At 53.7% G+C, this 13746-nt stretch carries 8 protein-coding genes; 6 read left to right on the top strand and 2 right to left on the bottom strand.

Annotation, left to right across the window (positions count from 1 at the left end; genetic code table 11):
* Positions 1-37: 37 nt before the first annotated feature.
* The 6 genes from malQ to QM016_RS03765 all read left to right on the top strand — a co-directional run bounded on the left by malQ (position 38) and on the right by QM016_RS03765 (position 10223).
* Entirely contained in the window at positions 38-1531 is a 1494-nt protein-coding gene (malQ, locus tag QM016_RS03790) for a 4-alpha-glucanotransferase (RefSeq protein ID WP_016478024.1), read from the top strand.
* On the top strand, positions 1531-3795 hold the full coding sequence (glgP, locus tag QM016_RS03785; protein ID WP_282710241.1) for a glycogen/starch/alpha-glucan family phosphorylase: 2265 nt from the start codon (positions 1531-1533) through the stop codon (positions 3793-3795). The genes malQ and glgP overlap by 1 nt, the downstream gene beginning before the upstream one ends.
* A 79-nt stretch (positions 3796-3874) precedes the next feature.
* On the top strand, positions 3875-4378 hold the full coding sequence (locus tag QM016_RS03780) for a GAF domain-containing protein (protein ID WP_282710240.1): 504 nt from the start codon (positions 3875-3877) through the stop codon (positions 4376-4378).
* A 241-nt stretch (positions 4379-4619) separates the two neighbouring features.
* A complete protein-coding gene (locus QM016_RS03775; protein ID WP_282710239.1) occupies positions 4620-5522 on the top strand; it encodes an EamA family transporter in 903 nt (300 codons plus the stop codon).
* 172 nt (positions 5523-5694) lie between these two features.
* Positions 5695-8145: a tRNA (adenosine(37)-N6)-threonylcarbamoyltransferase complex transferase subunit TsaD gene (gene tsaD / locus QM016_RS03770; RefSeq protein ID WP_282710238.1), complete on the top strand. Its 2451-nt coding sequence runs from the start codon at positions 5695-5697 to the stop codon at positions 8143-8145.
* Positions 8146-8252: 107 nt separating this feature from the next.
* Complete coding sequence (locus QM016_RS03765; protein WP_282710237.1) at positions 8253-10223, top strand: NAD(+) synthase; 1971 nt, start codon at positions 8253-8255, stop codon at positions 10221-10223.
* Between the two features lie 134 nt (positions 10224-10357).
* Here QM016_RS03765 and QM016_RS03760 read toward each other — a convergent pair whose 3' ends face one another.
* Both QM016_RS03760 and QM016_RS03755 read right to left on the bottom strand, forming a co-directional pair.
* A complete protein-coding gene (locus QM016_RS03760) occupies positions 10358-12253 on the bottom strand; it encodes a MucBP domain-containing protein (protein ID WP_282710236.1) in 1896 nt (631 codons plus the stop codon).
* Positions 12254-12817: 564 nt separating this feature from the next.
* Positions 12818-13648 (bottom strand): DUF4143 domain-containing protein, encoded by an 831-nt coding sequence (locus QM016_RS03755; protein WP_282710235.1) that lies wholly within the window; start codon positions 13646-13648, stop codon positions 12818-12820.
* Positions 13649-13746 lie beyond the last annotated feature (98 nt).

Genomic DNA, 13746 nt, shown 5'->3' with positions numbered 1-13746 from the left:
GGGCGGCATTTTTTTGACGTTAGAAAGAGGGAAATGTATGGAGCGTGCCAGCGGAGTATTGATGGCAGTCTCGTCCCTTCCGAATCACTATGGAATCGGCACCTTTGGCCGCGAAGCCTACCAGTTCGTCGATTTTCTCGCCCGCGCAAAACAGCGCTATTGGCAGGTGCTGCCTTTAACGACCACCAGCTACGGCGACTCACCGTACCAGTCGTTTTCCGCTGCCGCAGGCAATCCCTATTTTATCGATATTGACGCCCTGAAAGAGCTTGGGTACCTGGCGGAAAACGATGCCGATGACCTTGACTTTGGCTCTGATCCCGCCCGCGTCGACTACGGTACACTCTTTGTGAGCCATCGCCGCCTGCTGGAGCGTGCCTTTGCTCGATTCGCGTCCGACATCCCCGCCGACTTCAAAACATTCTGCGCGAAGCACAAGGAATGGCTTGAGCCGTACGCGGAGTTCATGACGCTCAAGGAGACGTTTGGTCTGAGGGCGTTTTGGGAGTGGCCACGCCAGTATCAACGCCGTGGCCAGAAGAGCCAGGAGTATGCGGCGCAGTTTTCGGACAAGTTGCTGTATCACAAGATGACGCAGTATTTCTTCTTCAAGCAGTGGGATACGCTCAAAAGCTACGCCAATGACCATGGCGTTCTGATTATTGGTGACCTTCCCATTTACGTGTCGCGCGACTCGGTTGAAATGTGGGCGCAGCCCGAGCTCTTTAAGATTGATGAAAAGGGCGATCCTGTAACGGTGGCCGGTACGCCTCCCGATCACTTCTCCTCAACCGGTCAGTATTGGGGCAATCCAATCTATAACTGGGAATACATGAAGAAGAACCACTACGCGTGGTGGGTATGGCGTATCCGGCTGAGCTTTGAGCTGTATGACGTTTTGCGCATTGATCATTTCCGCGGGTTTGAGGCGTACTGGGAGGTTCCTTTTGGCGCTCCCGACGCCCGCGGCGGTAAGTGGACCAAGGGGCCTGATACTGATCTGTTCGATGAGCTGAAGCGCCAGCTTGGCAAGTTGCCCATCATTGCGGAGGATTTGGGTCTCATGACGCAGGAACTTATCGATATGCGCGAGAAAACCGGATTTCCCGGCATGAAAGTGCTCCAGTGCGGCTTTAACGGCGAGAGGGACGCGGGAGATCTCCCGCATAACTACAAGCCCAACACCGTGGCGTATGTGGGCACGCACGACAATCAAACAGGTCGCGGCTGGTATGAGCATACGGCGACGCCTCGCGAACGTGAGCAAGTTGACCTATATCTCCATCGCGCGCCCGATGAGCCGGTAAGTGAAGCTCTCGACCGCGGGATCGCGGCTTCGGTAAGCGATACCTGCATTCATACCATGCAAGACCTTCTCGGCCTTGGAGATGAAGCCCGCATGAATACTCCGGCGACATTAGGGGGAAACTGGTGCTGGCGTATGGAACGAGGCGCGATTACTCGCCATACCGAAGACTACCTGCGAACGATTACTGAGACCTACTTCAGGATTCCTAAGGGGGACGAATAATGAATTTGGATGAGCTTTCTCATCAAAGATATGGCCGGCCGCTTGCTGAGCTTGATGACGCGACTGTGTATGAGCTGCTGATGTCAGTCGTAAGCGAGAAGAGCGCTGAGCTTCCACTGAACGAGGGAAAGAAGCGTCTGTACTACATCTCCGCTGAATTTCTTATCGGCAAGCTTCTGACCAACAATCTGATCAACCTCGGCCTGTATGATGAGGTCAAACGCCAGCTTACCGAAGCCGGTCATGACCTCAATACGGTTGAAGAGTATGAGGCGGAGCCTTCTCTGGGTAATGGAGGCCTTGGACGCCTCGCCGCCTGCTTTATCGATTCCATGGCTACGCTCGCGCTTCCGGGCGATGGCGTTGGTCTCAATTACCACTATGGCCTGTTTCATCAGAAGTTTAAGGACAACCAGCAAGCGACCGTACCCGATGGCTGGCTTGAGAGAGAGGGATGGCTGCGTGACGAAAACACCTCGTTTACCGTTACGTTCGGCAGTTTCTCAGTCACCTCGAAGCTCTTCTCGATTGATGTGCTTGGGTACGAGCGTCCGAAGAAGAATCGCCTGCGCCTCTTTGATTTGGAGGGCGTTGATGATGGACTGGTGCCTGAGGATTCTATCGGTTTTGATAAGCGCGAGCTGAAAAAGAACCTGACGCTCTTCTTGTATCCGGACGATTCCGACAGAGACGGTCAGCTGCTCCGCGTATACCAGCAGTACTTTATGGTATCCAACGCCGCTCAGCTTATTGTAAAAGAGGCGATGGACCGCGGGTGCAACTTGCATGATTTGGCGGAGTACGCGGTCATTCAAATCAACGATACGCATCCGACTATGGTTATCCCCGAGCTTATTCGCATTCTCACGGAAGAGCACGACATTGCCTTTGACGAGGCGGTTACTATCGTGCGCTCGATGGTTGCCTACACCAACCACACTATTTTGGCTGAGGCGCTTGAAAAATGGCCGCTTGAGTTCCTTGAGGAAGTCTCGCCGAAGATTGCCTCTATTATCAAGAAGCTTGACGAGCGCACACGCGCTGAGTTCAAAGACCCCGCCGTACAAATTATCATCGACGGCAAGGTGCATATGGCTCACCTGGCTATCCACTACGGCTACAGCATTAACGGCGTCGCCGCTCTCCATACCAAGATCTTGGAGGAGAGCGAACTTAAGCCGTTCTATGACATCTACCCTGAGAAGTTCTCCAACAAGACCAACGGCATTACCTTCCGCCGCTGGCTCATGGGGTGCAATCCCGGTCTTGCCGACCTTCTCGATACGCTATTGGGAACTGAGTGGCGCCGCACGGGAGATCTGAAGGGTCTTTTGCGCTTTGTCGATGACGATGAGGTCTTGGAGCGACTGGCGGCCATTAAAGACGACGCGAAACACGTCATGAGCGAATTTCTTCTGGCTCATCAGGGCGCTCAGGTGCTTGACGGCTCAATCGTTGATGTGCAGGTGAAGCGTATCCACGAGTACAAGCGCCAGCAGATGCTTGCGCTGTACCTCATTTGGAAGTATCTGGATATCAAAAACGGCAACATCCCTGAGCGTCCCCTTACGGTCATTTTCGGCGGTAAAGCCGCTCCCGCCTACGTTATTGCGCAGGACATCATCCATTTGATTCTGACACTGAGCAAGTGGATTGCAAATGACCCCGAAGTCGCCCCGTACCTGCAGGTCATTATGATAGAGAACTACAATGTGACTGCGGCCGAGCATGTGATTCCCGCCGCCGACATCTCGGAGCAGATTTCGCTCGCTTCCAAGGAGGCTTCCGGTACGTCCAACATGAAGTTCATGCTCAACGGCGCCGTGACGCTGTGTACCATAGATGGCGCTAATGTTGAGATCGCTGAGCTTGTGGGCGATGAGAACATCTATACCTTCGGCGCGTCCAGCGATGAGGTAGTCAAACTTTACGCTGACGGCTCCTACAACGCCCATGCGCAGTACCTGAAGCCCGGCATTAAGCTGCTGGTCGACTTTATTACCAGCCCTCAGTTTATGGCCACCGGCAACGCTGAGCGTCTGCGGCGCCTTCACGATGACTTGGCCTGTAAGGATTGGTTTATGGCTCTTCTTGACCTTGAAGAGTACATCCAGGAGAAAGAGCTGGTCTGCTCAGACTACGAAGATCGCAAGCTCTGGCTCAAGAAATCCTTGGTTAATATCGCTATGGCGGGCCAGTTCTCAAGCGATCGCACGATTGCTGAGTATAACGATGAGATATGGCACCTTACGGCGGACAAGTAAGCGCGCGCCTGTTTCATCGGAATGTGGTGCTGATTTCGGCGTCGGGAGATATTCCCGGCGCCGTTTTGAGAGGAGTCCAATGCCCGACTATACGTTGCTTGCCAGCCAAATTGAAGAGCTTGCCGAGATTGACGCACATTGGCTCCCGGTGCTGGCGAACGCTTCCGCGCTCTTGTGGGACGCACTTGATGAGGTCAATTGGGTCGGATTTTACCTGGCAGATTGGGTGTTTTCAGGCGAGAAACGCGACAGCGTGGAGCCGGAGAAGGCGTGCTCTTCTGAACTTCACCTTGGCCCCTTTCAGGGAAAAGTAGCCTGCGTGCGCATTCCCTTTGGGCAAGGAGTCTGCGGTACGGCCGCCGCGACAAAAGAGAGTCAGCTGGTAGAAAACGTCCATGAGTTTTCAGGTCATATCGCCTGCGATGCCGCGTCGAATTCTGAGGTCGTAGTTCCGCTGCAGGTTGGAGGCTCTGTCGTGGGAGTGCTAGATATCGACAGTCCTGTTGTGGGACGCTTTAACCGAGAAGATCTTTTCGGTTTGGAAATCGTGGCTCGAAAGATAGAGCAGGTTGCTCGATTTTAGAAGCGGCGCGCTGACGTAAAGTGCAGTACCGCTGCAAATGCCTGAGAAAAAGCGCAGCGATATAATTTTTCGACGGATTCCAGATTTCCTTAAATTATTTTGGTTCAGATTATAATTTGGACAGCAAGAAGGTGCGCTAAACTAGCAATCGTGTGATGTCAGAAATGAGCATTAATCGTACTGGCTCTATGGCGACGGTGAGACGTAGGGGCATCCTATAGGAAGTTAGGAAGTCCATAGCATGTGGCTTGTCATGGCGCTGCTGTCCGCCTTTTTCGCGGGGCTGACGGCTATATTGGCAAAGTGCGGTATCCGGAAGACGGACTCCGACTTGGCTACCGCATTGCGCACAATCGTGGTGCTGGCGTTTTCATGGACGATGGTCTTCATGGTGGGGTCTGCTCAGACAATCGTGCAGATACAGCCAAAGTCGCTGGCCTTTTTAATACTTTCGGGATTGACGACGGGTGCGTCGTGGATTTGCTACTTCAAAGCGCTGTTCGTAGGCGATGTAAATCAAGTTGTGCCTATTGATAAGTCCAGTACGATTCTGACAGTACTTCTGGCAATTATCCTTTTTGGAGAAACAAATCATCTGGCTATTAAATTAGCGGGAACGGCGCTCTTGGCGACTGGTATTTTTCTCATGACAGGAAGAGAACCTGCAAATTCTCAACGGGTAAAAACGCAAATTTTGAAACAGCACCAAAGTCCAAAGAAACAGCGCTGGCGTGTCTATGCTATTGGCTCAGCTGTTTTTGCAGCTCTGACGGCGATTCTCGCGAAAGTTGGTATAACGGGCGTGGAATCCAACCTTGGAACGGCAATCCGTACAGGTGTTGTTTTAATCATGGCGTGGCTCATCGTGTTTCTTAAGGGCAAGCAAGCGTCGTTGGAAAACATCGACAAAAGAGAATTGCTTTTTATCATCCTTTCTGGATTTGCAACAGGAGCCTCGTGGCTATGCTATTACTATGCAATTCAGAATGGCGTTGTCAGTGTGGTTGTCCCTATCGACAAGATGAGTATTCTGGTGTCTATCGCCTTCTCTTTCCTGGTATTTCATGAGAAGCTCAGCAAAAAGGCGGCATGGGGGCTAGCTCTTATGGTCTTCAGTACCATAGCTATGGCTATCTGGTCATAAACCAAGCAATACTTGTTTAGTTGGTCATTATGTCCGTTTCTATAAGGTATCAGGCGAGACGATTGTAGTAATCAATATTTTTCACGACAGTCAGGATTACGCGAAGCTGTTCTGAAAATCGACAGGTGGCGTATAGTATTGCACGGTACATTTCCTGTCGAGAAGAGCTTGTATGCTGAGAAGTACGACCAAACCGAAGATTGTCCTTGCGCTTGACACCTCAACGGATATGCTGGCATGCTCGGTAGCGCGCTGGATACCGTCTCAGGCGGGTGGCACGTCCGTTGAGATGCTCTCATCTGCCGATCATCTCTGCCGCCGTCAAGCGAATGTGGAGCTCGCTGGAACCATTCAGCAGGTTCTGAGCGCGGCGAGCCTGACAATGGCAGATGTGGATGCAGTGCTTGTGGGCCGCGGACCGGGCTCGTTTACCGGCGTGCGCATTGGCGTAGCTACTGCGAAGGGCATTGCATGCGGCGTTGAACTGCCGCTTTATGGCGCTTCCGCGCTTGACGCGATGGCGTTTTCCGCATGGAATGCAGGCGTTCGCGGCAAACTTGCCGTTGCGGGTGACGCCATGCGAGGTGAGGTGTATCCCGGCGTATATCTGCTTGACGGTGAGGGCGCCCACCGTACGTTTCCTGCTGAAACGGTGTTCAAGGTAGACAAGGTGGTTGCGGAGTGGTCGGAAAGATCCGATCGCGAAGAACTGACGCTGAGTGGCAACGGTCTCAAGAAATACCAGGAGAGATTTGAAGCGGCGGGCTTCTCGGCCTTTACGCCTGAAGAAACGTGGTATCCCACGGGAGAAGGGCTGCTTCGGTCAGCGGCGCTTCCAGAGCACGAACTCGGCGATGGAGATCCTGCGCTGGTGCTTCCCATCTACACACGCCTTTCTGACGCGGAGGAAACGGAGCGTCAGCGCTTAGGTCTCAAAGAGCCGACGACTGTCGCTCTGACCGGTGTAGATGACGCGCTTGCCGATAAGCACCTGCAGTTTCGACCGCTCTCCGTGAACGATCTGGAGCAGGTGGCAAAACTGGAAGCTGCAGCGTATGCTGGTTCTGCGCATACGCCTTGGACACAAAAGACCTTTTACGAGGAGCTTTCTCAGCCGGGCCGCAGTTGGTGGCTGGCTCATGATTACGGAAAGCCGGTGGGCTTTGCCGGCGGCCGTCTCGCCGGAGCGGAGTTTGAAATTGAAGAGGTCGTGGTGGCGCAAGAGCACCGCCACGGCGGCATCGCTTCTGAGCTGCTCCGCCGTGTTGCCTATGACGCTCAGATGCTGGGGGCAGGCTTCCTTACCCTTGAAGTTGCCGAGAATAACACGCCTGCTCGTGGGCTCTATGAGTGCCTCGGCTTTGAGCAGGTTGGAAAACGTAGTGGCTACTACGCTCCGGATGTTGCGGCGATTGTGATGACGGCGAAGCTGCCGCTTGCAACCGGCGCTGGTTTCTCGGCTCGCGACCCCGAACCTCAGGCTTCGATTCGCCCGTGGCCTCTCACGGCGACTCAGCATTCCGATAAGAGCAAGGCTGCTCTTAAGGCGGCTGGCGATTTAGTGCTGGCTATTGAATCGTCTTGCGATGAGACGGCCATGGCAATCATCGACTCCCATGGCGTTATCTGCGCGAACGTCGTCGCAACGCAGATTGATTTTCACGCGCGTTTTGGCGGCGTGGTTCCCGAGATCGCATCGCGTAAGCATACCGAAGCTATCGTAGGTCTGTTCGAGGAGACGCTCATCCGCGCGGGCGAGCATTTTGGCTGCGACACGCTTACGCCCTCAGATCTTTCGGCTGTTGGCGTTACGACGGGACCAGGGCTCGTGGGAGCGCTTGTGGTGGGTGTTGCCTTTGCGAAGGGTCTCTGTACGGCAACGGGGCTTCCGCTCATTCCCGTACATCACCTTGAAGGCCACCTTCTTGCCAATCTCTTTGAAACGCCTGATTTGAAGCCGCCGTTTATAGCAAGTCTCGTTTCCGGCGGTAATACCATGCTGGTTCACGTACGTGCTTGGGGAGACTACGTTGTCCTGGGAACGACCATTGACGACGCGGTTGGTGAGGCCTTTGATAAGGTGGCAAAGGCGCTGGGTCTGGGATATCCGGGAGGCCCTGTTATCAGCAAGTTGGCGGCGCAGGGCAATCCGCGAGCTATTCAGTTTCCTCGCGCCATGTTGCATAGCGGGGATTACTCGTTCTCACTTTCCGGGCTCAAGACATCGGTTATCACCTATATTGAAGCGGAAAATCGCGCAGGCAGAGCAATCAATCTGCCGGATCTGGCGGCCTCGTTTGAGCAGGCGGTTATTGACGTGCAAGTTGCCAAGGCGCTCAGCGCGGTAGAAGAAACTGGCGTCCATGACTTTTGCGTTGGCGGCGGCGTAGCGGCAAATCCCGCGCTGCGTGCGGCATACAAGGAAGCTTTCGGTAAAAAGGGAGTGCGCGTGACCGTGCCGCCGATGTCGGTCTGTGGCGACAACGCCGCCATGATTGCTGTTGGCGCGCTCAGAAGTTACCGCGCCGGGCTCTTCTCGCCACTGACGCTTGACGCCAATCCAAACGCGCCGCTGGGCGAGTGGTCTTCGACTGATGCTCCTGTGGTTCCGAGCGGCATGTAAGATAGGGCAAAGGGTTTCTGTGGCAGAGAACTCGTTTTCAAGAGGGCTTTGTTCTCGATAAGGGACTGCGGAGAGCGAGAAGCGCTTCCAGTGGATAGGGGAGAACCATGCGAGACGGATTTGTAAAGGTAGCCGCCGTGACACCAAAGGTGCGCGTTGCCGATGTCGCTTATAACGTGGAGTCCTGTCTGAGCTCAATCGAGAAGGCCATTGCTGAGCATGATGCTCGCGTTGTGGTGCTTCCGGAGCTTTGCATTACGGGCTATACCTGCGAGGACCTCTTCTGGCAAGATGAGCTTTTGGATATGGCTGAGCGGGGTCTTGTTGCTATCGCCTCGCGCACCGCTGATGTGGACGCGCTGATTTTGGCGGGTCTCCCGGTGCGGGTGGCGTCCAAACTTTATAACTGCGCTGCTGTGCTGTACGGCGGCGAACTTCTCGGGTTGGTTCCCAAGCGGCATATTCCAACGTACAACGAGTTTTATGAGGGACGCCACTTTACGGCCGGGCCCCGCCCTGTAACGGAAATAGACTTCAACCTGTTGGGAACTGTTCCTTTTGGCGCTGATCAGCTTTTTGCATGTGACACCCTGCCTGATCTGGTTGTGGCCGTTGAGATTTGCGAGGATCTCTGGGTGCCAGACCCGCCTTCAACTGCTCACGCTATGGCGGGAGCTACGCTCATCTGCAATATGAGCGCTTCGCCGGCTACAGCTGGTAAAGCGGATTACCGCCGCGCGCTTGTGACGAACCAGTCCGCGCGTCTTGTCTGCGGGTACGCGTATGCGAGTTCGGGCGAGGGAGAATCGACTACCGACTTGGTCTTTCCTGGGCACGACCTCATCTGTGAAAACGGCCGCAGGTTGGCTGATTCCGGCTGTTTTGCGGACGGCATCGCCGTGTCCGAGATTGATGTGACACGACTTTCCGCGGAGCGTCGTCGCCTGTCAACGTTTCAGGTGGCTCCAAGTCCGGAAGACGCCCGACATATCGTTATGTACTTCTCGCTTGATGTTGAAACTCCCACGAAATTGACGCGATTTGTGGACCCCCGTCCGTTTGTTCCGGTAAGCGACAATTGTCGTGCCGAGCGTTGTGAAGAGGTGTTGAGCATTCAGGCTCACGGCCTTGCGACCCGTCTTGCTCATACCGGCTCTGACCACGCTGTTATTGGCATTTCCGGAGGTCTTGACTCCACGCTTGCCCTTTTGGTGACCGTGCGCGCCTTTGATCAGCTTGGTCTTGATCGAGGCGGCATTGTCGCGGTTACCATGCCCGGATTTGGCACGACGGATCGCACGTATACCAATGCGGTCGAGCTTGCCCGCGCTCTCGGCGCTGAGCTGCGCGAGATTTCCATTACCGCCGCCGTCCGCCAGCATTTTGCCGACATCAGTCACGACGAATCAAATCACGACGTGACGTATGAAAACGCTCAGGCGCGCGAGCGCACTCAGATACTTATGGATGTCGCTAACCAAGCGCGCGGCATGGTTATCGGTACCGGCGACCTCTCTGAACTGGCGCTTGGCTGGGCTACCTACAACGGCGACCAAATGTCTATGTATGGCGTGAACGCCTCGGTGCCCAAAACGCTCGTGAGGCATCTTGTCCGCTATTGCGCCGACATGTACGCTCAGACACATGAAGAAGACGTGGCGGATACTTTGTACGATGTGCTGGATACGCCGGTCAGCCCTGAGCTGCTTCCCGCGAGCGCGGACGGCTCAATCGGGCAGAAGACCGAAAACCTTGTGGGACCCTATGAGCTTCACGATTTCTTCTTGTACCAGGTGCTTCGGTATGGTTCAAGCCCGCGCAAGGTATTCCGTCTCGCGTGTTACGCGTTTGGTGCAGGAGCTTCTGGCGAGAAGTACTCCAGAAAAACTATCCTTTCCTGGCTCAAGGTATTTTATCGCCGGTTCTTCGCGCAGCAGTTCAAACGCAGCGCGATGCCGGATGGACCAAAAGTGGGCTCTGTAGCGCTTTCGCCGCGCGGTGACCTTCGTATGCCGTCTGACGCGTCAAGCGCGCTCTGGCTTTCTGAGCTGGACTCGCTTGAGGATGAGGATGACTGACACGACAGTACAGAGCAACAAAGAGTAGCGAAAATGGCAAGAGTAAAAGCCCGGACTCGTAAGGATCCGGGCTTTTCGCAATGAGTATGTGCGATTATTTGCAGCGGTTATTTTGGTTACTTCGGTTACTTTGGTTACTTGTGCGAATTTCTCAGCTTACGCCGAAGGTCAAGAATGAGCAGACCGCCGCCTAATGCTACAGCGCCTGTTGCAGCCGCCGCGCCAACGTCACCCATGCCAGGTATGACCCCGCGCCCTTTAGAGGGAGAAGGCTGAGAGGGTTTCTTGGGATTTTCGGGCTGATTGGGCTTGTTCGGTTGGTCAGGTTTGTTGGGTGTGGGCTTTTTGTGGTACACATAGGTAACCGTAAGTGTGCCATCAATGTAGGTGCCGTTTGCCGCTGCGGAATCATGGGCCATTTCCTTAAAGGTGTACCCGTCGATATCTTTTTGCTGCGTAGTGTAGGGGCTGTCGACATTTCCCGTAGTGGTAACAGAATCGGCTATTTCAGCACCATTTTCATCGACGTAGCGAGCGGTAACCGTTCCTTGCGCAACTGCCACATAGGTGACTTGCGGTTTGGGGAAGTTGTATCTGCCTAAGCTGTTGCCGCCGCTGTTAATGACAGTAAGCGTTGCTGACTTGTTTGTATCATATGTATAGGTTCCCGGAGTTACCGGAGGATCCTTGAGCTTCTCGTAGAAGCTCAGCGTGGCGGGCTTATCGGCAGTAATGGTCTCGTGAATGTCAAGCTTGAGGGTCTTATCCGCTTCGCTATAGGTGAGCTCGTAGCGATACGTGCCGTCGGCGCGCTTACCGAAGCCGTATTTATTGTCAGAGATTTTCTCGCCGGTAAGCTCTTTATCACCGACTTTTACGGTGACACGTGAAAAATCATGTACGAAATCAAAGTCGTCTCCGACAACGTCCGTCACAAAAGAGCCGTCGGAAAGGGAGTGGCTAAGCGCCCTCTCAAGCTGTACGAAGTTCTGTGAGAGGCCGCCTGTGTTGCGCGTCATGTACTTGAGCAACGTTGATCCGTCAAAATCAGCGACGTTCTTGAAGAAGACGTAGGTGCGGTACTTTTCCGCGATTTTATCGAAGGTATCGATGGCGTGGATCCATGCCGCGTCAATGTTGGCCACGGCGTTTTCCTCGATGGGCGTGGTCTTGCGGCCGATGCCAAGATAGGCGGAGCTGGCATTGTATTCATATTCGTACTGCTCATACTCGGCGTCGTGCAGGCGTTTCTGGTTGAGATATGTTTCCAGTAATGTAACGTTGCCGGAAGCGGCTGAAAACTTAATCGCTTCATTCAGGTTGTACTCACGGGATTGATACTCCCAGATGCCGCCTTTTTTGTCGCTCCCGTTAAGGAAGGGGTTGCCCGTCGCGGGGTTTGTCTGCGCTTTGGGATCGCCGAATGAGCGGGTATACGACGTAGTGTAGTCGTTGTTCTTTGAATAAAGGTAGGTAGCGCCGTCGGAAATAAGCACCATATGTTTGTGGTTGTTGGGAATGCTGGTGTCCTCGTCCAGCATCTGCTGACCGGCGAGCAAGCCGGCATGCATGTTAGTTCCCATGTGAACCGATGATTGCATCGCGGCTTTGATTTCATCGTAGCCAGTAGAAATGTCGGTAAGAGGCAGCCTGATATTGCCGACTCGGTTAAACAAAACCACGCCGACTCGCACCTTCACCCCTTTGGTGTCTGCCTGCTGCTTGAGTTCATCGAGAAAGGCGAGCGCTTCGTCAAGAACATCCGCGGCACCCGATTTATCGAGAACAAAAACAACGTCTGAGGGTACATCCTCCGTTGTTCCGGAGAAGGTAAGGGAAACCTTTGTTTCCAAATCGTTGGTCTGCGGGTTTTTGGTGAGCTCGCTTGCTGTCTTGTCAACGGTTGCTTTGGGGTCTGTAACGGTTACGTTGGCCGGTTGTGCCAGAACAACTTTTGGGGGAATGAATCCCAGACATAGAGCAAATACAAGAAATAAACTGAGCCATAGGCGTTGAGCAGTGGTGCGCATACGGTTCTCCTCTACAACGAGATATTTGGTTTTAGTGCATGGTAAGCAGTAATTATAGGATATGTGGTCACAAAGCAGCAATAAGTAACCTGGTAGAAGAGATTTCTTCTCCGGTTGCGCTTGGAAGAAGTTCGTTCAATGGTTCTATTCGTTACTTCTGGAGAGGTAGAATTTTTCTCATGTCGCAGTTGTAGGGTACAAGCCTACAACTGCGACACAATGTTTGACTTAGCCGTCACTGGTGCCATGAGAGTGTCCGGAACGATACACAATCGCTACTCCGCGTATGATACCTATCACAGTGTGGCCATTTTATGGGACAGCGCCAAAAAACCCGGGGTAGGTAACCCGGGCTTCTGTTGTTTCTCTCGCTCAGTAATATCTAGCGGGTAATCTGCTGCCCTCTTATCACTGCTGCTGGATCAAATTGCCGGGAGACCCGTAGAGCATAAGCGGGTTATTCTCCCAACGGATCTTTTGCCGGGTGAGACCGTTTGAAAGAGCTGTCGGTAGACTATCTCACCGTTGCTGTTGATGCGTCAAGAGATTTCTTTTCGCCAAATTCTAAATCGTCCAGACAGGAACAGCCTGCACATCTTTGGCCACATAGTATGGCTCGGCGGTCTGGCAGATGACGTGCCCGAACCCGACCTCGTAGTCCGAAAAACTATTAAGACTCCCGAAGTTCTTTACAGCGTCAGCTTCAACCATCGCTGCCATCTTTATCTCAATGGGATGCAGTATGTGGCCTTCCTGGAGCACAAGGTCAATCTCTCTCTTCTTGGCGTCACGGTAGAACCAGACGTCGCGCATATTGGCGCCGGAATTCATGTAGCTCTTGAGAACCTCAGATACAACGAAGGTCTCAAAAACGTGTCCTGCTACCGCTCCGAGGCGCAATTGCTCCGGGGTCATCCACCTTGTGAGGTGACACACGAGACCTGTATCCATGAAGTAGAGCTTAGGCGTTTTGGTGAGGCTCTTGCCGATGTTTGGCCAAAATGGCTCTATGATGCGGATGATGTTTGATGCTTGGAGGACGGAGAGCCACGCCTTCACCGTTTTGTGATCGACATCGACTGTGTTTCCGATGTCTGAGGCGTTGAGCAGCTGTCCCGATCGTGCGGCGCACGCTACCATGAAGCTGTAGAACTTTGACTCGTCTTTGACGTTGATGAGGTCGCGAACGTCCCTCTCCAGATAGGCTGCTACATAGTCGGAGTAGAACGAATCCCAGTCGATTGAGCTGTCTTGGAGCTCGGGCATCGACCCTCTGTGGATGATTTTCCAGATGTCTGTCTGAGGTGTCTTGCCGGGTGTTTTTATTGGAGTGGGGACGTAGGGGTGCGGACTGCCAACTGCACCTGTCAGCTCCCTTAGGCTCAAAGCAGGCATTTCTAAAATCCGTATCCTCCCCGCGAGAGATTCGCTGACACCCTTCATGAACATGGCGGGTGTTATTGAGAAGCTCCTGGCGGCCGACCTTGTCATTT

The sequence above is a fragment of the Lancefieldella sp. Marseille-Q7238 genome, from assembly GCF_949152215.1.
Lineage (GTDB): Bacteria > Actinomycetota > Coriobacteriia > Coriobacteriales > Atopobiaceae > Lancefieldella.
Note: the sequence above shows the minus strand (reverse complement) of the source record. Positions and strands in the feature narration are given on the sequence as shown.